Genomic DNA, 24596 nt, shown 5'->3' on the forward strand with positions numbered 1-24596 from the left:
ACGTAGAAAGGGTCGCTATTGCGACCCTTTTTTGTATCTAAAGTTTAGATTGAACTAACTCAACCATCATCTCGATATGAAGTTCACTATCGTTCAAACAAGGGATGTAGGTAAAGTTTTCACCACCTGCTTCAAGGAAAATCTCTTTACACTCTTCCGAGATCTCTTCCAACGTCTCTAAACAATCTGACGAAAATGCGGGGGTCACAACATTAATATTTTTCACACCCTTTGCAGGAAGTGCCTCTAGGGTCTTATCGGTATAAGGTTGAAGCCACTCTTCTCTCCCAAATCGGGACTGATACGTCATGCCAATTTGTTGGTCGCTTAAACCTAACGCTTCCCCAAGCAAGCGAGTCGTCTCTTCACAATGCTGTGGGTAAACATCACCATTGTCAGCATAGCGTTTTGGAATACCATGATAAGAACACAGCAGGTAATCTCCCTGACCATTCTTTTGCCAATGTTCACGAACTGAATGCGCTAACGCTTCAATATATTTCGGGTGATTGTAATAATCACGAATAAAGCTAAAGCCTGGCATCACCGGCAGGTTTTTAAATGCTTTAGTGATTCCGTCAGAAACCGCTGCCGTTGTTGTGCCCGAGTATTGCGGATACAAAGGTAAAACAATGACTTCATCAACGCCTTGCGCCAATAGGGCTTCAAAGCCTGATTGCAAACTTGGGTTACCATACGTCATACCAAGCTCTACAGGTATATCAAGCTTTTGTGCTAACTTTTCCGTTTGGCGTTTAGAGTACACCATCAACGGCGAGCCCTCTTCCATCCATACTGATTGATAGAGTTTGGCAACTTTAGGAGCTCGGATAGGAAGGATAACGCCGTGCAATAGTGGACACCAAAGCCATCGAGTCATGTCTACCACTCGGTGATCATGAAGAAACTGACTTAAAAAGCGCTTTACGGCAGGAGCGGTTGGTGCGTCAGGAGTTCCCAGGTTAACTAGGAGTACACCCTGTTTATTATTCTCTTTCATAACATCCTATTCATGGTAAACGGCTTGGTTCATATATTTAAGTAACCTCGAAGTAACGAATAGCCGAGATGAAGTTAATTAGATATATGTTTACGAGTAAACTAAAAAAAGCGACCACTTGGGCCGCTTTCAATATATCAAAATATTAAATTTTTGACTTCAGCAAATTAAGATAGTGCTTTCTCGATATCCGCACTAACTTCAGCTACTTGCTTAGTACCATCAAACTTAAGGTACTTAGTCTTGCCTGCTTCAGCTTCTTTGCCGTAGTAGTTGATTAGCGGTGCAGTTTGCTCGTGGTAAACACCTAGACGAGCACGTACTGTTTCTTCTTTGTCGTCATCACGAACAACAAGATCTTCACCAGTTACATCATCTTTACCTTCCACTTTAGGCGGGTTGTAAACCACGTGGTAAGTACGACCAGAAGGAAGGTGAGCACGACGACCAGCCATACGCTCAACAATCACATCGTCTGCAACGTCAAATTCGATAACGTAGTCTACGTCTACGCCCATTTCTTTTAGGCCGTCAGCTTGAGGGATAGTACGTGGGAAACCATCTAGTAGGAAACCGTTTGCACAGTCTTCTTGAGCGATACGCTCTTTGATAAGACCAAGGATGATTTCATCAGAAACTAGCTGACCAGCGTCAATAACAGCTTTAGCTTGTTTACCAAGCTCTGTACCTGCTTTGATAGCAGCACGAAGCATATCACCAGTAGAGATTTGTGGAATACCGTATTTTTCCATGATGAAGTTTGCTTGTGTGCCTTTACCTGCACCTGGAGCACCTAGAAGAATGATGCGCATGATTTATCCTCTTTAATATTTAAGATTTATACCGAAGCTCACAATAGCTGACCTCTTAGACATCAAACCTGAGAAGCACCTGCAACGATAAGTTTCGGTATAACGTATATAGGCGAGCAAAAATACACGCCTTATTACTCACATTCAAGTCGCAGATTCTATCACAGGTTCTCTGAGCAAAGAGTGTATTAAGACTAAAGAATGTTAACAGTACCCTCTTTCACGCCCTATTGATTATTAACTCAGCACTTGAGATGCAAAATTTTGCGACAACAAACAAAAAGCTCGCTAAATGCGAGCTTTTTGATTTGCAGAGGTTATTACACCTTAGTCAAAAGTTGATTAACGGCTCCTAAGAACTCTGTTGGATCCTCAATAGAGCCTCGCTCCGCGAGCATTGCTTGACCAAGCAGAACTTCAACCCAGCGACCAAACGCTTCTTCATCGGCTTCGTCAGCCATACGCTTAACCAATTCGTGCTCAGGGTTTAGCTCAAAGATGTATTTCACTTCCGGCACAGCTTGACCAGCTGCCGCAAGAAGCTTCGCCATTTGAGTGCCCATTTCGTAATCGTCCGTTACCACAACAGCAGGCGTAGATGCGAGTTTGAAGGTCGTACGAACTTCTTTCACACGATCGCCTAGGTAAGACTTCGTGCGCTCTACAACCGACTTGAACTCTTCTTCGGTTTCTTTTTGCTTCTCTTTTTCTGCTTCATCTTCAAACTGACTTAGATCAAGCCCAGCCTTAGTGATTGACTGGAACTGTTTACCATCAAACTCAGTTAAGTAGTTCATCAGCCACTCATCAATGCGGTCGTACATCAAGATAACTTCAATGCCTTTCGCTTTGAACTGTTCTAAGTGAGGGCTGTTTTTCGCAGCTGCATAGCTGTCTGCCGTCAAGTAGTAGATCTTATCTTGACCTTCTTTCATGCGCTCAACGTAAGACGCCAAGCCCACAGTTTGCTCAGAAGAGTCCACTTCAGTTGAAGCAAAGCGCAATAAACCTGCAACTTTCTCTTTGTTTGCAAAGTCCTCCGCAGGGCCCTCTTTCATCACAAGACCAAACTCTTTCCAGAATGATTGGTATTTCTCTTCGTCATTCTTGGCCATACGCTCGAGCATCGTTAGCACGCGCTTAGTACAAGCATTACGTAGAGACTGAGTCACTTTATTGTCTTGTAAGATCTCACGCGATACGTTTAGCGGTAAATCGTTTGAGTCTATTAAACCACGTACGAAGCGTAAGTATGACGGCATAAATTGCTCTGCATCGTCCATAATGAATACGCGCTGTACGTACAGTTTCAAGCCTGATTTGTGGTCGCGGTTCATCATATCCCAAGGTGCTTTCGATGGGATGTATAGTAAGCTCGTGTAGTCGTTTTTACCTTCTACACGGTTATGACTCCAGACCAATGGATCGGCAAAGTCATGTGATACGTGTTTGTAGAACTCTTGATACTCTTCTTCTGAAATATCAGATTTGTTACGCGTCCACAGTGCTTGGGCTTTGTTGATTTGCTCCCACTTCTTCTCATCTGTTTCCTTGCCTTCGTCATCACGAACGACAGTTTGGATTGAAACAGGAATGCCGATGTGATCAGAGTACTTACTGATAACGTCACGTAGACGCCACTCATTCAAAAACTCTTTACCCTCTTCACGCATATGAAGAATGATGTCGGTACCACGTGACTCTTTGGTAATGTTTTCGATGGTGTACTCACCTTCACCCGCTGAGTGCCATTGTACCGCTTCATCAGCGGCTAGACCCGCAGCGCGAGTGCGCACGGTAACGGCGTCAGCAACGATAAATGCCGAGTAGAAACCAACACCAAACTGACCAATAAGCTGAGAGTCTTTGCTCTGCTCTTCAGATAGCTTTGAGAAAAACTCAGCTGTACCAGATTTTGCGATTGTTCCTAAGTGCTCAATCACATCATCACGGCTCATACCGATACCGTTATCAGAAATGGTTAAGGTATTTGCGCTTTCATCAAACGACAGTTTCACGCAAAGGTCTGCATTACCTTCGTATAGATCTGGGTTAGATAACGCCTGAAAGCGCAGTTTGTCTGATGCATCTGATGCGTTAGAGATCAGCTCGCGCAAAAAGATCTCTTTATTTGAATAAAGAGAATGGATCATTAAATGCAGTAGTTGTTTTACTTCTGATTGAAAACCACGAGTTTCTTTATTTTGAGATACGGTTTCGCTCATGTGTGCTCCATAACATCTAAACTAATTGGCTTTTTCATAGGGACAAGTTTGTGACTTTCCCCTTGAAATCACCTTACCGAGATGTCATTTAACATGTGGCTGACAAATGTAAATTCAAGGTCAATATTGCTAAAAACGGTGTTTTTTTAGAAAATTTTAATTATCCTACCCGTCTAAAAGCATCTAAAATGTCGTGCGCACTCCAAGCGCCCCGGTAATTTTGTGACATAAATCACCATAATTACAACATCATCCATCTAAGAAGAACTAAATGACTAACATTGGCACCAAATTTCTACTTGCTCAAAGGTTCACCTTTGATCCAAATAGTAATTCGCTCGCTGACCAACAAAACGGCAACGACGTTGTACGATTAGGAAGCAACGAAAGCCGTATACTTCTGATGTTGGCAGAGAGACCAAACGAAGTTTTAACCCGTAACGAGCTTCACGAGTTTGTTTGGCGTGAGCAAGGTTTTGAGGTGGATGACTCAAGCCTGACTCAAGCGATTTCTACTCTGCGTAAGATGTTGAAGGATTCAACTAAATCTCCAGAGTTTGTTAAAACCGTTCCAAAACGAGGCTATCAACTCATTTGTACTGTTGAACGCCTAAGCCCACTTTCTTCAGACTCAAGCTCAATTGAAGTTGAAGAGCCAGCTTCTGATAACAATGACGCCTCTGCTAATGAGGTAGAAACGATCGTAGAGCCGTCTTTAGCGACGCCTTCTGACGCAATCGTTGAACCAGAAGCGCCAGTAGTACCTGAAAAAGCACCTGTGGCTTCTGCTGTGAATCCTTGGATTCCACGCGTTATTTTATTTTTGGCACTATTACTACCGATTTGCGTACTGCTGTTTACAAACCCAGCGGAATCTCAGTTCCGTCAGATTGGTGAGTATCAGAACGTACCAGTGATGACACCTGTAAATCACCCTCAAATCAACAACTGGTTGCCTTCAATAGAGCAATGCATTGAGCGCTACGTGAAGCACCATGCAGAAGACTCGTTGCCAGTGGAAGTGATTGCCACTGGTGGACAAAATAACCAGCTGATTCTGAACTATATTCATGACAGTAACCACTCTTACGAGAACGTAACACTGCGTATTTTCGCAGGTCAAAACGATCCAACAGACATCTGCAAATAAAGGAGGCCAATATGAAGATTAAATTAGCATCTGCGGTTTTGGCCGTATCCGTTCTTTTCAGCAGTTGGTTGTATTGGGGAAGTGACCTAAAAGTGGAGCAGCTCCTCACAGCAAACGAATGGCAGTCGACCATGGTGACAGTCATTACAGACAGCTTGCCTGACGATACTGTCGGCCCACTACGCCGAGTTAATGTTGAATCAAACGTGAAATATCTCCCTAATGGTGACTATATTCGCGTAGCAAATATAAAACTATTTGCTCAAGGTTCAACCGCAGAATCAACGATAAATATCTCGGAAAAAGGCCGCTGGGAAGTAAGTGACAACTATTTGTTGGTCTCGCCTTCGGAGTTTAAAGATATTTCATCTTCTCAATCAAAAGACTTTTCCGAAGCACAGCTACGTTTGATTACTCAAATTTTTAAGCTAGATGCGGAGCAAAGTCGTCGTATTGACGTCGTGAACGAAAAAACACTCTTGCTCACTAGCTTGAACCACGGTTCTTCGGTACTGTTTAAAAACTAATTTTGATTGGATGATAAGGGGGCAAGACGCCCCCTTTGTTTTGCTTATGGATTGGCTAGATACCACTACTCTCTTTTTCGGTTCACTAATCGCCAACACGCTGGCTTCACTTTCCGGTGGCGGAGCAGGCTTGCTTCAATTCCCTTTACTCATCTTTCTCGGCTTACCGTTCTCCGTTGCGCTAGGCACACATAAGGTGGCTTCGGTCGCTTTAGGCTTAGGCGCAGCAAGCACGCATTTAATATCAGGCACTATTAAATGGAAAATCGCGCTCTACCTTATCTTGTCCGGTAGTATTGGCGTGATTTTAGGGGCTAACTTAATTGTACAGATCCCTGATGGTATCGCGGAAAAGATGCTCGGTACGATGATCCTAGCGCTAGGTATCTACTCGCGATTTAAGACATCGCTAGGCCAAGCTGAAGTAATACGTAACCGTCATCCTATCGGTTGGGTTATTGGTGGAATTGGCTTACTGTTTATCGGCATCATTAACGGATCTCTTACCGCAGGTTCTGGTTTGCTCGTGACACTATTTTTGGTGCGCTGGTTTGGTTACGACTACAAACAAGCCGTTGCTTACACCATGATTTGTGTCGGCCTGTTTTGGAATGGCATTGGAGGCATTGCCGTCGTACAGGCAGGGGCGCCTATTCACTGGGCTTGGTTACCTGTTTTATTGTTAAGCTCTTTTCTAGGCGGCAGTTTAGGCGCATGGGCCGCGACTCGATACAGTAACAGAGTGATTAAAGTTGCATTCGAAATTCTCACGTTTGCCGTGGGCATCAAGTTGCTGGTTTAAAAAGATTAAAAGGAAAGTTTCATGGATAAAGCAATCATTGATATTTATTACTGCCGCCAGTGCAACTGGATGTTGCGTTCAACTTGGCTATCGCAAGAATTACTGCATACTTTTAGCGAAGAAGTAGAAACAATCAGCTTACACCCGGACACAGGTGGTCGCTTCGAAATTTTCTGTAATGGCCAGCAAATTTGGGAACGGAAAAAAGACAGCGGCTTTCCTGAAGCCAAGGTGCTAAAACAGCGCGTAAGAGACATTATCGACCCAGAACGCGATTTAGGACATTCAGACACAAAATAGGGAGCAATTCGCTCCCTATTTTTTACTTAGTAAAACCGTTAAATCATGGTTTGTGCTAATACTTCGCCTTCTGGCGTTTTTACCGTTAGCTTATTGCCTTCTAGAGTACCAAAGCTTCTCGGTAAGCCATTACGTGGGAATGTCATCGAGCCTGGGTTGAATATAATGGCTCCATCTTGCATCTCTGCGACGGGAACATGTGTATGACCGTGGGCGATGATATCACCTTCACGCAGTGGCGGCCGTTTTTCAGAGTTGTACAAGTGACCATGAGTCAAAAAGATTCTCTTGCCAGATTCAAGTAGCACCCATGAGTAATCCATCATCATTGGAAACTTCAATAGCATTTGGTCTACTTCACTATCACAGTTGCCACGTACAGAAATAATTTGATCACTGTATTGGTTCAATAAGTCTGCTACCTGTGGAGGGTTGTAGCCTTCCGGAATAGGGTTTCGCGGCCCATGGTTTAGCGTATCTCCTAGCAAAATCAGGTGGTGCGCACCAGAAGCCAAAAATAGATCAATGGTTTCTTTAGTTGCTGGCAAAGAGCCATGCAGGTCTGAGGCAAAAAATAGTTTCACGACATCGTCTCCTCAAAAAGTATGAGGTCATTCTACGGCATTTTTTTAGCAGCTCAACCTACGACGGTTTGAATACTACTGATAGCGCAATGATTCAATGACCATAGGCAAAACATAGAACCATGCTGCATACGCTGTTCCAACCAACACCAGTATCCAAAACACCATCGACATAAATTTTGATTTGGCTAGATGGTGCAGCGGATCGGGCTCTCCGCATCCTGGACATGCATGAGCGCGTTTTGAGATTTGTTTCTCACACACGGGGCAAGAGACTAAAGGCATGATACAGATTCCTCGACATTAGGCTTAGGGCGCAAAGAATAATGGTGAATTAACACATATGCAACCTAACATATATTAAATATTTTAGTTCTTTGTAACAGTCGCTGACTTGAGAAAAAATTCGTTGATTTTTCATTTATATCAACCTATTACACTTCTTCTCGCACCATACCATTGATGACAATATTGTTATAACTCACCATCCCAATGACCTCGCCACTTTCAATGACCGGCGCTCTGCTTATGCCAAATCGCTCAAACAAACGGGCACAATATTTTACGTTCATATCTGGTTCAACACACAAAGCGGGCTTGGTCATGATTTCATAAATATTTGTGCGCTGAGGAGAACGATTATTCGCCAGCACCTTTTTGGCGATATCATTCATCAACACGATGCCATATTCATCATTATCATCTCGCTTTTTCACCACCAGCGCTTTGACTTGGTATTTTTTCGCTAGCGTTATGCCTTCGTATACGGTCATCAGTCCATCAACCATTACATACGTTGCCGCCATAACATCTCGAACTCTAATTATCGTTTGATCACTCATAATTCATCCTCGACTACTTTGGTCAATGTCTCGACTTGATGCGCGACACCGACTGCATCTTCAATATCGATCTGAACAGCAATCCCCTGTCCCGACTCTCTGTCAAATTCACCAACCTCATTAATGGTCTCTAATATGTGTCGAGATAGATGTTCCTCGACCACAAACAGCAGCACATCTTTTTGCACTTCTAGCGTTAAACCAAAAAACGTTCGCTTTTGATTTAAACCTTGCCCGCGAGCATTGTTAATCACTGTTGCACCGGTCGCACCAGCATCGCGTGCAGCGTCCAACACCTTGTCTGTTTTGCTGTCTTCCACAAACGCAAGTATCAATTTAAAGCGCATTTTCTTCTTCCTCCGAGACGTTTTTATTCAGCCACTGGGTTATTTGCGCATAGCCCATCACAGATATCATAGGAAATAGACTGGCAAACGCGATCAAGCCAAAGCCATCAATCATTGGGTTTCTTCCAGGGACGGTCGAAGCAAGCCCTAACCCTAATGCAGTTACAAGTGGGACAGTGACGGTAGAAGTTGTTACGCCTCCAGAATCGTAGGCGAGTGGAACAATAAGCTTAGGAGCGTAAAACGTTTGAATCACAACGACGATGTAACCCACGATGATGTAATAATGAATGGGATCGCCCACGACAATCCGGTAACTCCCTAATGCAATACCAATTGCCACCCCAAACGCAACGGCTACGCGCAAGCCGTTAATACTGATACTGCCTCCAGAGACTTGGTTTGCTTTTATCGCTACAGCGATTAAAGAAGGCTCTGCAATCGTGGTACTAAAGCCTATAAAAAAGGCGAAGGTGTAAACCCAATAATAGTCGACCCACATTAAGGCTTTCCCTACCGATACTTTGAACTCTTGTAAAAACTCCGGCGCCGTTAATTGCACAGCCATCGTCTCCCCAAGTGGAAACAACGCCATTTCTAATCCAAGTAAAAAAAGAGCTAACCCGAAAATCACATAAACGAACCCAAGCAAAACTTTCTTAAGGTTGCTAACAGGACGCCTTAACACCGCTAACTGAAAACCAAAAATAATGCTGGCGATGGGAACGACGTCTCGAACGGTCGATAACAAAGTGTCTAGGAAATGATCAATTGAAATCATGTTACGACCATTCCGTAAACCATCACAAACATCATCGGTAACAGCGAGGCAAAAGCGATTAAACCAAAGCCATCCACCATAGGGTTACGCCCTTTAATAGAAGACGCTAAACCGACACCCAGTGCAGTGACCAAAGGTACTGTTATGGTGGACGTGGTTACACCTCCGGAATCGTAAGCAACGCCAATAATGGCTTCAGGTGCAAACCACGTCAGTATTACAACGCCGACGTAGCCGCCGATGATCATGTAATGAATTGGCCACCCTTTTAAGATGCGCAGAACGCCAATAACGATAGCGATCCCCACAGAAAGTGCCACCGTTACTCGTAGCCCTTGTCCATAATCCTGCATGGATTGCTCTGAGTTTGTGATCATCCCTCCTTCTGCCGCAACTTCTGATGCTTCTTCTGCTACGGCCGTTAATGCAGGCTCGGCGATCGTGGTGCCAAAGCCTAGACAAAACGCAAAAACTAACAACCAGAATACGCTGCCTTTTTTTGCAAAGGCTTGAGCCATACTCTCTCCGATAGGAAAAAGACCAAGTTCTAGGCCAAAGATAAAAAAGGTTAATCCTAAAACGACAAGCAACAAGCCAAAAAGAATGGAGACCAGGTTGGGCAGCGGCTCTTGCAAAACGACTAATTGAAAAAAAGTGATAACAATGATGATGGGTAATAAGTCACGAGCACTATTGAGGAGCGCTCGAAAAAGCGCAACAAATGCTTCCATGCCTATCCTCCTTGATTGTGCAAACTGATTACGCTCGTTCCAATGAGCGATAACTTCTAGTCTGGCATAGATTTCACTCTTCTACCGTGAATGCACTAGCGCCATCTATAACATTTAGTTACATATTTTCTAATATGTGAAGTTAATAGTATCTCTGCCAGCTTGTCACTATCCCAGAAATAATGGTGTTGAGATGATCAAGCTAAGCACAAAACGACTATAATGTTCTAATACGTGTACATTCAAAGAGATAACATGAAGATATTACTCACAGGTGGCACTGGGTTTATTGGCTCGGAGTTGCTCAAGCTGCTATCAACTCACCAAGTTATGCTACTTACACGCTCTCCAGAGCGAGCAAAACAACGCCTACAGCATGCTGATCTGGGTAATATCGAATACCTTGACTCGCTCGAATCGTTCGCCGATCTCAATCACGTTGATGCCGTCATTAATCTTGCAGGTGAGCCTATTGCGGATAAAAGGTGGACCAGCGAGCAAAAAGAAAAAATCTGCAAAAGTCGTTGGAAAATTACCGAGCAAATTGTTGAGCTGATCCACGCAAGTACCGAACCTCCCTCTGTTTTTATTAGTGGCTCGGCAGTTGGCTACTATGGTGATCAACAAGATCATCCGTTTGATGAGTGCTTACATGTTAATAGCGACGACTTTCCTCACGAGGTTTGTGCAAAGTGGGAGCAAATAGCTAAGCGCGCAGAGTCGGAACAAACACGGGTTTGTCTACTGAGAACTGGCGTGGTACTCGGCCTTAATGGTGGTGCGTTGGCAAAGATGCTATTACCTTACAAGCTTGGCGTAGGCGGCCCACTTGGGAACGGTAATCAGTACATGCCTTGGATTCACATCCTAGATATGGTCCGCGCCATCATGTACTTGCTTGAAACACCACATGCCCACGGTGCATTCAATATGTGCGCCCCCCACCCTGTGACTAATCGTATATTCAGCGGCACACTAGCTAAAACGCTAAAACGTCCGCATATCTTGTTCACGCCTAAATGGGCGATGGAACTCCTAATGGGAGAATCTTCCTGCTTGTTGTTTGATAGCATGAGAGCCAAACCCAAAAAACTCACCGAACTGGGCTTTAAATTTAGCTACTCCAGAATAGAGCCAGCACTCAAGCACTTGCTTCATGACCGGAGCTGATGAATGATGGCTCCAATCAATGTTTCTGAGTCTTAAATTAAATTATGAAAAAGTCGATTCTTATTACGGGTTGTTCAACCGGCATCGGTTACGTGTGCGCTCACGCCCTACAAAACAAGGGATTTAATGTCATTGCATCTTGTAGGAAAGAACAAGATGTCCAGCGCCTAATTAATGAAGGGCTAACCTGCATCAATCTAGACCTAAATAGCCCAGAAAGCATTTCTTCGGGCGTGAAGCAAGCGCTAGAGTTAGCAGAAGGTAAGCTTTACGCAGTGTTCAATAATGGTGCCTATGGTCAGCCCGGAGCACTGGAAGACTTACCCACCGAGGCTCTTCAAGATCAATTTCAGACCAACTTTTTTGGTTGGCACCAGTTGGTCAGAGAGGTGCTTCCTCATATGCGCCAGCAAGGCGAAGGACGCATCATACAAAACAGCTCTGTTCTTGGTTTTGCCGCAATGAAATACCGTGGTGCCTATAATGCATCAAAATTTGCCTTAGAAGGCTGGACAGATACGCTCAGGCTAGAGCTTGCGGATACGAATATCAAAGTGGCATTGATAGAACCAGGGCCGATCGAAACTCAATTTAGAAACAATGCATTACGAGCCTTTGAGAAGTGGGTTGATATTGAATCTAGCCCCCATCGTCATGCTTATGAAGGACAAAGAGAGCGACTCAACAACGACAAGTCTAATAATCGATTTGTTTTACCTGCAGAGTCTTGCATCGCACCAGTTCTTCATGCATTAACTAGCGTTTCACCGAAAATTCGTTATCGAATTACTACACCGACTAAATTATTCGCAGTCTTGAAAAGACTATTACCAACCCGTGCACTTGATAAAATTTTGCGACAGGCTGCATAAAAAAGTTTTGTCGAAATGTAATTTCATCGTAACAATGTGATGTCATTATGAACATGTAGGTTAAAAAAACCTCAACTAAACGAATCAATTTCTACGCAATTCAGCGGGGATTCTTTCGCCCAAAGTGATTGAGTTGCTTAGATTTGGTATCGCCACCCATTACGTTTTGTAGCAATGTTTATACTACTGCGAGGCAACAATGACATTAAATCGGCTTAACTGGCTTAGTGTGGGTGTAGTGTTGACCATGTTCATCCTATTTTGATACCGCACTAACAAATAGCATTAGAATTGCGCTGCTTCGGCAGCGTTTTCTTTTTATCTAACACCTGAGCAGCAATAACCTCACTCTGTTACCTCACGTTTTCTCAAAATAGAATGATTCATTATTGATGGTGAATGTCGCTTGAATTTCACCTAAATCAACTCCATATCTAATATCAACGACAAGACACAAGGCAAGGATACTCTGATGCAATCCCCATTTATCGTTGAGATAACAGAACAGAACTTTCGCGAAACGCTTGAAGGTTCAATGAACACGCCCGTTTTGATCCACTTTTGGGCCAACGCTCAGCCAGAAAGCGCACAGATACTCCCTGAGTTGCAATCTCTTGCTCAACAGTACAACGGTGCATTTACGCTTGCTCTACTAAATTGTGAAGATCAGCCCGCTTTAGCGTCTCAATTTGGCGTGCAAGTATTGCCAACTATCGCGCTGTTTATAAATGGTCAAGCCGTCGATGGTCTGGGAGGCCCCCAGCCAATTGATGCCATTGCTACCATGCTACAAAAGCATTTGCCAAGCCCAGATGAACAACTATTAAAACAAGTCAGTGAACTTCTTCAGCAAGGTGAGCATGCTCAGGCTTTGAGCATCATCCACACTTTGCCGCCAGAGCTGCAAGAGCGTGGTGATGTGAAACTCGCGATGGCTGATTGTTTGCTAGAAACCAAACAATTTGATATTGCCCAAGAACTACTGAACGCTATCCCTCTCGAGTATCAAGATAACTACTACAAGAGCCTAATAGCCAAGCTCGAGCTGCATTTGCAGGCTGCAGATAGCCCTGAGTTACAGCGACTAGAACAAGCATACGCAGCAGACATGGCAAACTACGAACTCGCTTGTGAATTGGCGGTACAATACAACCAAGTTGGTCGGGATGAAGAAGCGTTGGAACTGCTGTGGAATATTCTTAAAAAAGACTTGGGCGCCCAAGACGGTGAAGTGAAGAAGACTTTTATGGATATTCTCAGTGCGCTAGGTCAAGGTAACGCATTAGCAAGCAAATATCGTCGCCAGCTTTACTCAATTTTGTACTAAGCGTCGCATTCTTCTAGGAAGAAGACAACAAAGGCCGGGATTTCCGGCCTTTGTTTTTTGTTAGAAGTCGCTATACAACGTTGGTGCTACTGGCGGATACTCTATTGGTTGCCAACGATCATTAAAGGTGTACTTGGCATAAAGCATGAAATGGTTTGGTGTATAAAACTCAGAACGTTGTACATCGACTAACGCACCAAGATACCAACGTTTGCTGACTCGCTTTTCCACCGCCGCTTGCAACGACGTACCAAAACCACCACCTTTGTCTGACTCCGCTACTGTCGATAAGTATGGCGCGTCTTCCTTAGTCCAAGAGTTAGAGACGGATGCACTCAATTGATATGACCAAGAACTGTTGTATCGGCCATAAAAGTTGATAGGTAAAGACACCGAGAAGTAACTTTGCGGACTGTAGTAGCCACCGTGACCTAGCGTGTACTCACCCAGATTTTTGTCGTAATCAAGGTACATTAAGTTCGTACCTATACTTAAACGCTGGTCATCCGTTGCAATTAACTTGTAGTACGCTCCACCTAGCACGCCTAAACGAGTGTTGTCCTCAACCTTTTCACCAGTCAAAACATGATACTGCAAGCTACTCCAAAAACCGTAAGGGCCACCAATGTCCCAACTTGAGCTCAACTTCACACCAGTACGAGCAACTCCGCCCCATTTAGTCCCTTGAGGGTCAGTCGTGCCGCTAGGGACAGACATTCCAGCATAAGAAAGCGCGCTACTGGTCTCAGGGCGACGCGAAGCTTCTGCCGTCCAACCGAACTCACCCAGGTCCCCATTGATGCGCACACCCCCAACCCATGTGGTATGGTCGAAACCAATTGGTGTCGTGCCGATATCGACCAACCAATCTTCAGCCTGCCAGCCCACTCCAAATGCCATACCTGATGCGTCATTTTGGAACGAAGTGCTGTCAGAATCGGTGGTTTTTTCATAATAGTCCAACTGACCTGAATCGATAGAAACATAATCGGCTTTTAGCAACAGGTGCCCATCCCAGCTCTCTATCGGGATTCGGGCTTCTATGGGCACTTGATTCGAAGTATTACGGCCATCTCGTGCACTGTAATCCCAGCCAATCATGACATGCCCATCACTCCGATCATGCAGTTTATCGATGTCCGATTTGACGTTACGAGTCAACCAGTAGTCGTCAGCAGTATCATATAGCTCGCGTAAGCTTAGGGGTTCTTTTTTCGCCTCTTCAGGTTCACGATTTTTATCCATTCGGTCACGATTTAAGGCTTGATAGGCGCGTGTTTCAGCTAAGGCCCACTGTTGATTTATCATTGCTATAGACATGCTATTGCGAAACGCTAATGCATCAGCATCAGGCATCGCATCCAACAACTGATTTAGCGCATTAGCGTCATTCCGATAGCCTTGTTGATTAAACACCGCGACCACTGTCATCAACTGTGCCGCAGTTAAGCTATCGCGCTTTTTATTCAAAATGAGGTGCATGTCGTGATACGTCGCTTCATCTCCAGTCAAAGCACTGGCTTGCAACATGCCAATTTCTGCTTGAGTTTTAAATGGCTCAGGCTTTAAAGAAACTTGTTCATACAAATCCAACGCAAGCTTAGGCTGTTGATTAACCAGCATCAGATCCGCTTGACTCAACAGTCGACGGGTTTTGAGTTCATCAAGCTGTAATGCTTCCGAAGCACTTAAATCTTGTCTTGCGGAATTTAATGCTAAGTCCGCGTACCAACGATCAAAATCTTCAAAGTGATTCAAGCTTACCATCATGCTGCCGTAAGCCAGTTTGTCATCGGTTGACCAATCTTCTGAAAGCGAAATGTTTTGGAAAATCCTCTCAGCTTCCTTAACTTCATCAATGTCTAACCACGTACTCACTAGACGAGCGAGCGGTTGAATTTGACCTTGATAATCCGACTCTAGCGCACGTAATGTCGCCATTACTGATTCGGGAGAAGCTAAGTAACGCGTTTGAATGTCTCTCAACTGAGCATCAAGCTTCAAGCGGGTTAAATTGCGCTGCATTGCGTCTGTCATGTCATGTTGTGCGATACTCTCTAGCTCAGCGATGGCCTCATTCACGTTGAAGTCCTGCGCGAGATAAAGCGCGTAAGCAAATTTCATTTCAGGGTCATTACTAGATGTAGCCCAATCGGACATCAGCGTATCCGCGCGTACTTTGTCGCCCATTGAATGAACCACGTCAGCAATATCAAGCCTTAACCATGGGGAGGTTGGCTGTAGCGCAATCAATTCCTCTACGGACGCTTTCATCGTTGCCTGATCATTTTGAGCGATTGCGATCCGCAGACGAGTCAAAATAACTTCCGACTTGATGCTCGCTATTTTTTCAGCGACCACTTTCTGCTGTGGGGCTGAGTAACTGCGCGCGAGTGCTTCCGCGCCAGACCAATCTTGCTGCTGAATGCGAACATCTAAGCGACCACGCAATGCAGAGCTATTGCTGCTATCCAGTTGCAAAGCTTGTTTGAAAACCTTCTCTGCCGCGGCATAATTTTCTTGTACCAGATACAAAGAGCCTAATGATGAATAAGCATAAGGTTGGGATTTATCTACTTGAATCGCTTTTTGATAAGCGCTTTCTGCTTGCTTAAACTGGCCTTTTTCGACCAAGACATCACCTTGATCAAGATACGCCCAATATTGAGAAGTCTCGATTAGCGCTGCCCATTTTGAGGCCGAGTCAGGATTATGATCTAAGTGCTGAGCCTGTTTAAAGTATCCGAGCGCTTTTTGTTGCTGCCCTCTACGTAGATAAACCTTACCCATAGCACCAAGCAATTCAGGATCTCGCGGACGAGTCGTCAACGCATAACGCAGCTGAGCTTCTGCTTGGTCGGTTTTATCTTCCTCGAGCAACGCTAACCCTTTGAGCTTGGCGAGATAAGTGGGGTCTTTGCGTAGTTCCTTTTCCTTTTTCCAGCGATCTTTCGCGCTTTGATTCGCTCTTTGTATCTCCATGTCAGACGGGTAGTAGCTAGCTAAGATGGCATATTGCTGAACAACTTGATCTGAAATAGGCAATTGATCCAATGCACGCAACCACGACGTTGCCGCATTTGTTCCAACCGAAGGAGCAAGCGCTAACTTTTTATAGGTATCGAGAATCCATGGATCAGCAGGATTCTCTTTGCGAATGTGGTTGGCGAATGTGGTTGGCTAACGCGAGTTGAAAAGACGGAACACTAGGATAATTTGCATTTAAACGTTCCAGTCCCTGTTTTACCGAGCTCCAACTGCCTGGCAAATTACTTTGCAACTGTAGGAATTCCAGTTGTAACGCTGGTGATGGCATTCCATTTGGGAAAAGGGCTTTGTAAGCTTGAATCGCTTCATCGTAACGACCAGATTTTGCAAGCAACTGAGCGCGCTGATAATCCGCTCTTTTCTCTCCCTGAATAGCCATAATCGATGACAAGTTTTTCGCTTGAGTCGAATGAGGCGCCTGTCTGATTAAGCGCTCAAATACCGGTTTTGCTAATTCTGGCTGCTTACGTTTCAGATACATATTCGCTTGATAGAAAAGCCCCGTTGGATTGCTTTCTTCAATCGCGAACAGCCTCTCCAGAGTACTCTCGACAATATCATCTCGGCCAATCGCATCCGCCAGTTTTAGCTGCTCAACCAACCACTCAACCGAGTCAACTCGTGCTAATGATGTGGAAAATTGAACCAGCTCGATAGGCTTGTAGACCTGTGCGAGCTGCGACTTTGTCAGAGGTTTTGAGCTAAAGCTTTCTGCATGCACAGTGCCGACGCCACCAGCCGCCAAAGCAACCAGTGGAATCCACCATAACACGTATCCTGTTACTGACATCTCTCGCTCCATACAGGAAGCAATTCACCTTGCACACCAAAACGGTAACGTTCTTCATGCCAACCAAGCCCAAATAGACTTAATACGTTGTCGTAATAATGATCGTTTTTGTCCACCACAAGTTCATTTTGAGCACGACGAAACTGCGTCTCCAACAGCGCAGATTCACCAGAAGCCGCGAGTAACGGAAGAGCCGCAGCAGAAAAACCTGCGCTTCCTGCTTGGGTATATTTACCCGTTTCAGTATTTACTTCTCTCGCTGGCGCACCAAGGGCTTTGGTTGCCGCGACAAACGGCTGCATTTTTTGTACTAATACTGCTTTTTCTGAAACTTGGTCATTTAGCATACCCGCCCAAAGATAAGTGCGGATCGCGTTGTAACTGCCCATCGGCCCTGTAACCACATCTGAGCTATAACGACCATTTCTCAATACTGCCCAGTCTGGGCTAAAGCCAGCTGGCATCGTTTTCTCTAGCATGTGAACACTTGCCTTATACATTGAGTCCCAGTTGTATTGCGGGTACAGCGACTGCATACGAGCAATCAGTTGTAACGGAACATAACTCGGATTCACACGGTACTGGCCGTCGGCATCAAAGCCCGTTGGAGCTGGCAACAATACCGTTCCAACTCCCGCTATGTTGACGGTTTCTTCACGTAAAATACGACTCGCGATCAGATGTCCAAGGGTCTGATAGTAGTAGTTATTCCATAATCTCCCCGCCTCAACAAGGGAGTAAGCTATCCACAAATCAGAATCTGACGCTGGGTTAGAATCCAAGACTCCGAACTGACCATTTTCTTTTCTTCCCCACAACCAAGCAGGAAGCCTTGCCGTCAAATCCCCACCAGCCAAATGTGATTGAGTCCATTTTAAAACCTGATCGAAGGTTTTAGGGTCATTGGCAACCAAGGCAAAGAACAATGCGTAAGATTGGCCTTCCGAGGTTGTAATCATACGCTCGTCACTGCCATCAACGACTCGGCCTTGCTCCATGTATACCGACTTAAATGTTTCCCATTGTGGCCACTCGCAGGTGTTAGCCCACAAGTAAGGAGACACGAACAACATAAGGAACGAGATGAGTTTTTTCATTATTCCTCTTCCTCAGTTTTTTCTAAACGTCTAGACGCGACTTGACGTAATACGCGCCAAAGCACAATGGTTACGATCACCACTAGCAAGGCGGCAAAGCACGCAACGATGACTGGGTGATTAGAGAAGTGATACCAAACGAGCTGCCACACAGGAAGCTTACCGACATAGTAGTGCGAACCCACGTTGTAGCTTGCTACTTCGTTATTTCTCAACGTCACCACCGAGCCAAACATGTGCTCCACTTTACCGGAGTCAGCCAACGCGCGATCAACCGACGAAAAATCTGACGGGTGAGCCGCCATAATAGAAATGACGCTGCGTTTTTTCGTAAATGGCGATTCTGCACCATAAATAGCAGCAAAAGAGCCTTCTGCCTCGACAGAAACATAATCTGCGGCGGCTTGACGAGCATCACTTGGACTCATCCAGTTCATTCCGAGCTGCTTTTCATTTTTGCTTGGTAGGCGAATTTGTCTCTGACCCTCTTTAACCACTAAGTTAACTTGGTCAGGATTATTAGCGGCTTCTTCTAATGCATCCACAACACCAATCGTCAGGATATCTTTATTTTTTAGTTGCTCAGCATTCCATTTATCTGTCAAAAGCACCTGAATACCTGGGTACCCAGAGTCACGTCCCAATGACCCCATGACGTTTAAGAAGGTTTGCAACACTTCTTTTGGAGCACTCTCTGGAACAACAATAGCAGTTTCTGACAAATCAGCCATGCGAGTGTAAGGAAAACCGGATGTAGCAAAAGCGCGCATATTTGGCATTTCGATGTAGTGGGGGAAACCACTAAAATCAACCGTAGAGTCACCATCAATAACCGCGTATTGCTTACTTGGCTGCGTTACCTGGCACTGCCCATCGGTCACCGAAGCAAAGCCAAATTCGAACTCGATTCGGTTTTGACTACCCACCTTAAAAGCCGGAATGCGAACAAACGTATCACCACTTAGAATGCCATCATCTAACAAAGGAACACGTATACGGTTAGATTCTCCACCTTGACCTTTTGTGGTTAGGTTGAACGCCTCAATGAATTGGTCATTAATACTCAAAGTCAGACGAGAGCCGGAATGATCCGCAGCAGGCGGTGAATAACGATAGTTAAGATCCATCGGTATACCACGGCTTTGCCAAGTAAAGAGATCGGGTGGTAAACGCAAACTTACGTTGATTGGTGGAGGCGTTCGGCCTTCCACTTGCAGCATGCTTTTTTGTTCGACTAACTCAGACAATGCAACAGGACGAGCCGTACTCACCCAGTTTGGCGCATCGTACGGGACTCGTGGTTTGATTTGTTTGACTTCATTAATCTTCGCGATTGGTCCAGTAAGAAGTTGGTTTCCCAACGCCAAACCTTGCACCGCAATGTTAAGATCCTTACTGTCACGGCCTGTCACCAGAAGAAACTTCACGTACGGGTCTGTTGGATGAGTGATGACTTGAAGACGAGGGCCATCCGTGTCTGGAAAATCTCTCAGAAACTCAGGTTTGTTGTCATTGGTAACAAAGACAATGGCGTTGCGCTTAGGTAACGTGTCGACACTAAAAGGGAATTGAGCACCACGCCAACCCGCAAGAGCACCAAAGTAAGAGCTCAAGACACCGGCAGCCTTGACATCATCTAAATCGTATTTGCTACCCATCACGACAGGCAGATTTAACTGGCTGAAATCACGGACATCAAAAAAAGGAGCCGGTAACAAACTCAAGTCACTTTCCAGCACTGTCTTTTGAGCAAGCATCTCAATTCGACTACTTTGGCTAATCTCAGCCCAAATGCTCGAGTCATTGGGATTAGCACAGTCTTTCTGAGTATTCCCTATTAACTCAAAGCGAATTTGGTTGTAATTACTAAAGTAACGAGTGTCCAGCGGCATAGATAAGCTCAACTTTTTGCCTTGCTGGCCATCGACGATTGACGCTACTCCCATAAGTTCGTTGTTCAAATACACTTTGACGTGAGAAACCAAAGAGAGCAACGCTGGCGAAGGTGTGATATCAAAGTGCAACGTTGCTTTAGATACCACCTCATCGAGTCGCGAACCGAAACCAATATAAGCACTGGCCTCACTACCTTGGATAGCAATTGAACCACTGTAACCTAATTGACTAAATGGGATGACGCGCTTAAACACGGTCGAATCTTCAGCATCTTGCTGTGCCAAAGGCGTTGCTTGTTGCTGACTTACTTCTTGTGCCGCGAGACTGCACGACATACACATGAGAGTGATAGCCGTTGTCAACGCTGTTAGTTTTTTATTATTTAGCATGACTTGAGGTCCTGATTGGGACATAACGAGGTCTTAGTGACCAAATAAATTCGATACAAAATAAAAGTGCATTCACACTGACCTGAACAAACTTAGGACAATGTTGCAGCAAGCGTTTGTATCCATTAAAGCCGACTTGCAGTACAGCCTGCATACTCGATAGAGGTTTATCTGATTGATAACCTTGTTGCCATTTCGCCCATGTATCTGCACGTGCAAATGTACATTGGACGTATTGGATTCGTTGTTGATGAGACAATTCGTTGAGTTGTAAACCAAATATCCCCTTATGAGCATAGGCAACCGTCATAGGGAACACGAATTCTTGGCCACCTCGATTGAGGATCACTTCTAAGGTTTGACCGAGTAAGTAAGCACAGGTTGGTTCATCGACCCCGTCAATTTCTATGCGCACGCCCCCCAAAGAGAAATCCTTCATCTGCGCTTGTATTAAATGCCCAGAATTAAGCCTAACCGCGACAGGAATCGCCACCTCTACTCGGTGATCTTTTCGCACTTGTTTAGCTTCTACTGCAACCGCAACGGCAGCACCTAAAATCAACAGGTTGTACATCGTCCATACGAGATTCACGATAACTGTACCGATTTCATTTTGAGGCCCCCACCCCATTCGGTAAATCCCTACAGCGAAGCCCAAAATGTTGAGTGCAACCAAAACCAAATATGGTCGAGAGATCACCCAATCGTAGTGAGACTTTTCAACCAAACCGCCTTTTGCCGTTACGTTGAATGTCCCTTTATGGGGCGCAAACAAAGCCACCGTTGTTGGCCTTGCGATATACCAAGCAAGCACGGTTTCGTATACCTCACCCCAAAACGAATAACGGTAGTCACCCTGCATACGAGAGTTGGTCATGCTGGCGTGAATCATGTGGGGTAATACGTACAAAATGATCGCCAGCGCTGGTGCATAAATCACGTAGGAATGCAGCAACAAATAAGCCAAGGGTGCGATCAGGAATACAATCCTCGGGATACCAGATAGAAAGTGCAGCATGGCATTGACGTAACAAAGCCGTTGAGAGAGCTTAAGCCCCTTTCCAGTCAATGGATTATCTACCCTAAATATCTGCGCCATCCCGCGAGCCCAACGAATGCGTTGCCCAACATGTGCAGACAATGTTTCTGTCGCCAAACCAGCAGAAATCGGCTGCTTAAGATATGCAGAACGATAGCCTAAACGGTGCATGCGCAGAGACGTGTGCGCATCTTCCGTCACGGTTTCGACTGCAATACCACCGACTTCCTCTAAAGGCTCTCGACGTAAAATAGCGCACGAGCCACAGAAGAAAGTCGCATCCCATAAGTCGTTACCATCTTGAATCAGGCCGTAAAACAAGTTGCCTTCGTTTGGCACGTTACGAAAGTTCGATAAGTTACGCTCAAAAGGATCCGGTGAGAAAAAATGGTGCGGCGTCTGAATAAGCGCCAACTTTGGATCTTTCAGGAACATCCCCATTGTGAGCTGAAAAAATGCTCGTGTAGGAATATGGTCACAGTCAAAAATCGCAACAAACTCACCGCTGGTCTGCTTCAACGCATAGTTAATGTTACCGGCTTTCGCATGTTCATTCGTTGGGCGGCGGATGTAGTTCACCCCTACACTTTTGGCGAAATCTCGGAAGCTATCACGCTTGCCGTCATCCAGAATGTGGATGTTAAGTTTGTCTTTCGGCCAATCGACACCTAACGAGGCATAAACCGTCGCTTTCACAACATCGAGATCTTCGTTGTAAGTAGGGATCATCAAGTCAATGGTTGGCCAAGTTGACTGATCCGGTGGCATCGATACTGGTTTGCGATTCAATGGCCAGATATTTTGGAAATAGCCAAGCATCAGCACAATCCAAGAATACGTCTCAGCTAGAAGTAAAACGCCCCCTAGAAACAAAGCAACAGGATCGTCCCAGTTCAGGGTAGACGAATAACGCCACCACAAGTATCGACATGAGGCCGTAACCGACAAGATGATCAAAAGCATGGTAGGAAAACGACCCGGCATGCGACGGACCATCATCGCTAATGCCCAGAGTAACAGCACAAAGACAGTCTGAGCCTGATAACCAAATGGCACCGTAAAACAAAGCAAAGCGATTAACACCACGAAAAACAGCAAAGTGTAGTTCAACGCCATCGCGGACTTACTTGCTTTAATACGCTCTCGAACTTGTGGATCTTTGATGTTGTTCGCTGTCTGTTCTAACCAGCGGACGCCTTTTGCAACCACTTCAAATGGCAAGTAGAACGCATTGCGAATTTGCTCGGCTAAAGTCATCGCTAAGCTGCTGGTTTTTTTGGACCATGCTGTATTTACGTTTTGCCTGAAGCAAAGCAACCACACGCTTTGGATAATAAAACGTACAGGATCAAACCATCTTGGCGCAGCAAAATTAACGTTTGGATAGTAAACCAAAGGCAGTTTCCATGAGGGAACACCCGAAATAACCGGCTTTAAAAATACAAAACTCAATGAAAACCAAAAAGACAAAGCACACTCACCAACCCAGTTTGTTTTACAATTCCAGGCTTGCTCGTAAGCGTTCTTCTGCAGTCTGAATTGATCCACTACCCAACGTTGGAAAATCAGATTAAGACTTCGCATAAATTAGCTTTGGTCCTGAGCGCTTGATAACGCTGATACACACCAAAAAGCAAAAGACTGAAAATCTTTTGCGGCTTGGCTCGATGGCGAATAGTGTTGAACGGTCGTCAGGTTTGCCACACATTCAAGCAATGCCGTATCTCGATGAATCGAAACAGGAATCAAGGATTCGCTAAGTTCCTTTTTCAGCACCAACATGAAATCACGACCAATTTCGGTTTCTGGCTGATACTTATTCACCAAAAAACGTAATTTGTCAGAGCGAAGCAATCTCGATAGCTCTTCATGTTGTAGCCAAGATTGAAGAGTGAGATAACTCAGGGCGTCTGCCGTTACCACCACCACAATCATATCCATTGAGTCGACAAAAGATCGCACTTCAGGATCAGTAAGCTCTGCTAAGTCGGCGTGAAAAAGCAGCCACTGCTCACCACGGTTTTCGCTCACTTGCAACGTCATTTCACCTAGCATTGATAGATAGTGAGAACGCTCATTAAAAAACGCTTTTAACTGCTCAGAATTCAGATGGCCAAACGGTAAAAAAAGTGCACCTTGTGGGCTTTCATAACCAGCCTGGGTCCAAGGCTTATCTAAAAGAAGTTGTTTCGCCCAGCCTCCTTGCTCTTCCCTCGGCAAGCCAAGATGAGCTTGCAGTAAACTATTAGGCACCACCTCAATGGCCAGTACCTGTTTATTTATCTTAACTAACGCTTGTGCCAAATTCGCAGCGACGGTCGTTGAGCCACAGCCGCCTTTTAAACTAACAAATAGAAGGCGCTTCATATCGCTTCCGTTTCTGAATTTTTCTGCGTATTACGTACCAAAGATAGAACATTACGAGCACCGTTGGCTTTGAAGACTTGCCACTTATTTTTAACTTGTACGTAAGACTCGTTTTCTGTTGTTTCAATATACGTGTATTGAGTTAAGTTATAAGAAGAGTAGATCGAATTAATATCTTTTGCAGACTCAGTCATAGAATTTTTCACAATGTAACGGAGCTTAAACTGAGATAACAGCAATCCCGCCACTATCATTTTCAGTATAAATTCCATTGTTAAAAAATTGACGCATCGACCTATGCGTCTCATATTTATAGAACGATGATGAATGTGAATAAGTTTATTTATAGCCCATATAAATAACAAAGGCCTAAATAATATTTAACTTCAGAAAAAAGGATTACAATAATGAATTGTTACCATCCATTTAATACATATAAGAAATTTAAATATTTTAAATGAGAATCATAGACTTAGAGACTATTGATTTTAAACTCATAA

21 protein-coding genes and 1 pseudogene are annotated in these 24596 nt (G+C 44.7%); 7 read left to right on the forward strand and 15 right to left on the reverse strand.

The features are described 5' to 3' along the window. Nucleotides 1-37: 37 nt before the first annotated feature. From hemH to htpG, 3 genes are all read right to left on the reverse strand, one after another. A complete protein-coding gene (gene hemH / locus R7R24_RS15755; protein ID WP_053303297.1) occupies nt 38-1000 on the reverse strand; it encodes a ferrochelatase in 963 nt (320 codons plus the stop codon). A gap of 167 nt (nt 1001-1167) precedes the next feature. Next, nucleotides 1168-1812, reverse strand: coding sequence for an adenylate kinase (adk, locus tag R7R24_RS15760; RefSeq protein ID WP_005382094.1), 645 nt, complete (start codon nt 1810-1812; stop codon nt 1168-1170). 320 nt (nt 1813-2132) lie between these two features. Continuing rightward, a complete protein-coding gene (htpG, locus tag R7R24_RS15765) occupies nt 2133-4037 on the reverse strand; it encodes a molecular chaperone HtpG (RefSeq protein ID WP_017819957.1) in 1905 nt (634 codons plus the stop codon). A 271-nt stretch (nt 4038-4308) separates the two neighbouring features. On the opposite strand from htpG, the gene toxR reads away from it, so the two are divergent. The 4 genes from toxR to R7R24_RS15785 are packed head-to-tail and all read left to right on the forward strand — an operon-like array spanning nt 4309 to nt 6816. Next, nucleotides 4309-5187 carry a transcriptional regulator ToxR gene (gene toxR / locus R7R24_RS15770; RefSeq protein WP_191116317.1) on the forward strand — a complete coding sequence of 293 codons (879 nt, stop codon included), beginning with the start codon at nt 4309-4311 and terminating at the stop codon, nt 5185-5187. Nucleotides 5188-5198: 11 nt separating this feature from the next. Then, complete coding sequence (gene toxS, locus R7R24_RS15775) at nt 5199-5714, forward strand: transmembrane regulator ToxS (protein WP_005382091.1); 516 nt, start codon at nt 5199-5201, stop codon at nt 5712-5714. Between the two features lie 46 nt (nt 5715-5760). Beyond that, a complete protein-coding gene (locus tag R7R24_RS15780; protein ID WP_054728937.1) occupies nt 5761-6516 on the forward strand; it encodes a sulfite exporter TauE/SafE family protein in 756 nt (251 codons plus the stop codon). A 21-nt stretch (nt 6517-6537) separates the two neighbouring features. Beyond that, nucleotides 6538-6816 carry a SelT/SelW/SelH family protein gene (locus tag R7R24_RS15785; protein ID WP_149191964.1) on the forward strand — a complete coding sequence of 93 codons (279 nt, stop codon included), beginning with the start codon at nt 6538-6540 and terminating at the stop codon, nt 6814-6816. A gap of 38 nt (nt 6817-6854) precedes the next feature. On the opposite strand, the gene yfcE is transcribed toward R7R24_RS15785, so the two are convergent. The 6 genes from yfcE to R7R24_RS15815 form a co-directional block, all read right to left on the reverse strand. Next, the gene (gene yfcE / locus R7R24_RS15790; protein ID WP_047102892.1) at nt 6855-7400 is read right to left on the reverse strand and encodes a phosphodiesterase; all 546 of its coding nucleotides are present in this window, start codon (nt 7398-7400) and stop codon (nt 6855-6857) included. Nucleotides 7401-7475: 75 nt separating this feature from the next. After that, nucleotides 7476-7685, reverse strand: coding sequence for a hypothetical protein (locus R7R24_RS15795; RefSeq protein ID WP_005382086.1), 210 nt, complete (start codon nt 7683-7685; stop codon nt 7476-7478). Nucleotides 7686-7834: 149 nt separating this feature from the next. Beyond that, a complete protein-coding gene (locus R7R24_RS15800) occupies nt 7835-8242 on the reverse strand; it encodes a CBS domain-containing protein (RefSeq protein WP_005382085.1) in 408 nt (135 codons plus the stop codon). Continuing rightward, entirely contained in the window at nt 8239-8589 is a 351-nt protein-coding gene (locus R7R24_RS15805; RefSeq protein ID WP_054578025.1) for a P-II family nitrogen regulator, read from the reverse strand. The genes R7R24_RS15800 and R7R24_RS15805 overlap by 4 nt, the downstream gene beginning before the upstream one ends. Then, nucleotides 8579-9370 (reverse strand): DUF1538 domain-containing protein, encoded by a 792-nt coding sequence (locus tag R7R24_RS15810; RefSeq protein ID WP_025766994.1) that lies wholly within the window; start codon nt 9368-9370, stop codon nt 8579-8581. The genes R7R24_RS15805 and R7R24_RS15810 overlap by 11 nt, the downstream gene beginning before the upstream one ends. Then, complete coding sequence (locus tag R7R24_RS15815; RefSeq protein ID WP_017634823.1) at nt 9367-10101, reverse strand: DUF1538 domain-containing protein; 735 nt, start codon at nt 10099-10101, stop codon at nt 9367-9369. Before R7R24_RS15815 ends, R7R24_RS15810 begins: the two co-directional genes overlap by 4 nt. 255 nt (nt 10102-10356) lie before the next feature. Here R7R24_RS15815 and R7R24_RS15820 point away from each other — a divergent pair, with 255 nt between their 5' ends. The 3 genes from R7R24_RS15820 (at nt 10357) to R7R24_RS15830 (ending at nt 13470) form a co-directional block, all read left to right on the forward strand. Then, entirely contained in the window at nt 10357-11271 is a 915-nt protein-coding gene (locus R7R24_RS15820; protein ID WP_005382076.1) for a TIGR01777 family oxidoreductase, read from the forward strand. A 44-nt stretch (nt 11272-11315) separates the two neighbouring features. Beyond that, nucleotides 11316-12143, forward strand: coding sequence for an SDR family oxidoreductase (locus tag R7R24_RS15825; RefSeq protein WP_017634824.1), 828 nt, complete (start codon nt 11316-11318; stop codon nt 12141-12143). A gap of 472 nt (nt 12144-12615) precedes the next feature. After that, nucleotides 12616-13470, forward strand: a complete 855-nt coding sequence (locus R7R24_RS15830; protein WP_213883484.1) for a co-chaperone YbbN — start codon at nt 12616-12618, stop codon at nt 13468-13470. A 60-nt stretch (nt 13471-13530) separates the two neighbouring features. Here the strand turns inward: R7R24_RS15830 and R7R24_RS15835 are convergent. The 6 genes and pseudogenes from R7R24_RS15835 to R7R24_RS15860 form a co-directional block, all read right to left on the reverse strand. Next, nucleotides 13531-17308, reverse strand: a pseudogene (locus tag R7R24_RS15835) (cellulose synthase subunit BcsC-related outer membrane protein). Beyond that, nucleotides 17299-18405: a cellulose synthase complex periplasmic endoglucanase BcsZ gene (bcsZ, locus tag R7R24_RS15840; protein WP_054575226.1), complete on the reverse strand. Its 1107-nt coding sequence runs from the start codon at nt 18403-18405 to the stop codon at nt 17299-17301. The pseudogene R7R24_RS15835 and the gene bcsZ overlap by 10 nt, the downstream one beginning before the upstream one ends. Further along, complete coding sequence (gene bcsB / locus R7R24_RS15845; RefSeq protein WP_053303301.1) at nt 18405-20690, reverse strand: cellulose biosynthesis cyclic di-GMP-binding regulatory protein BcsB; 2286 nt, start codon at nt 20688-20690, stop codon at nt 18405-18407. Before bcsB ends, bcsZ begins: the two co-directional genes overlap by 1 nt. Then, entirely contained in the window at nt 20680-23313 is a 2634-nt protein-coding gene (gene bcsA, locus R7R24_RS15850) for a UDP-forming cellulose synthase catalytic subunit (RefSeq protein ID WP_053303302.1), read from the reverse strand. Before bcsA ends, bcsB begins: the two co-directional genes overlap by 11 nt. 3 nt (nt 23314-23316) lie before the next feature. Further along, nucleotides 23317-24096 carry a cellulose biosynthesis protein BcsQ gene (gene bcsQ / locus R7R24_RS15855; protein ID WP_005382068.1) on the reverse strand — a complete coding sequence of 260 codons (780 nt, stop codon included), beginning with the start codon at nt 24094-24096 and terminating at the stop codon, nt 23317-23319. Continuing rightward, the gene (locus tag R7R24_RS15860) at nt 24093-24290 is read right to left on the reverse strand and encodes a hypothetical protein (RefSeq protein WP_021034149.1); all 198 of its coding nucleotides are present in this window, start codon (nt 24288-24290) and stop codon (nt 24093-24095) included. Before R7R24_RS15860 ends, bcsQ begins: the two co-directional genes overlap by 4 nt. Nucleotides 24291-24596: the final 306 nt, after the last annotated feature.

This window comes from Vibrio sp. 704, from assembly GCF_033339295.1.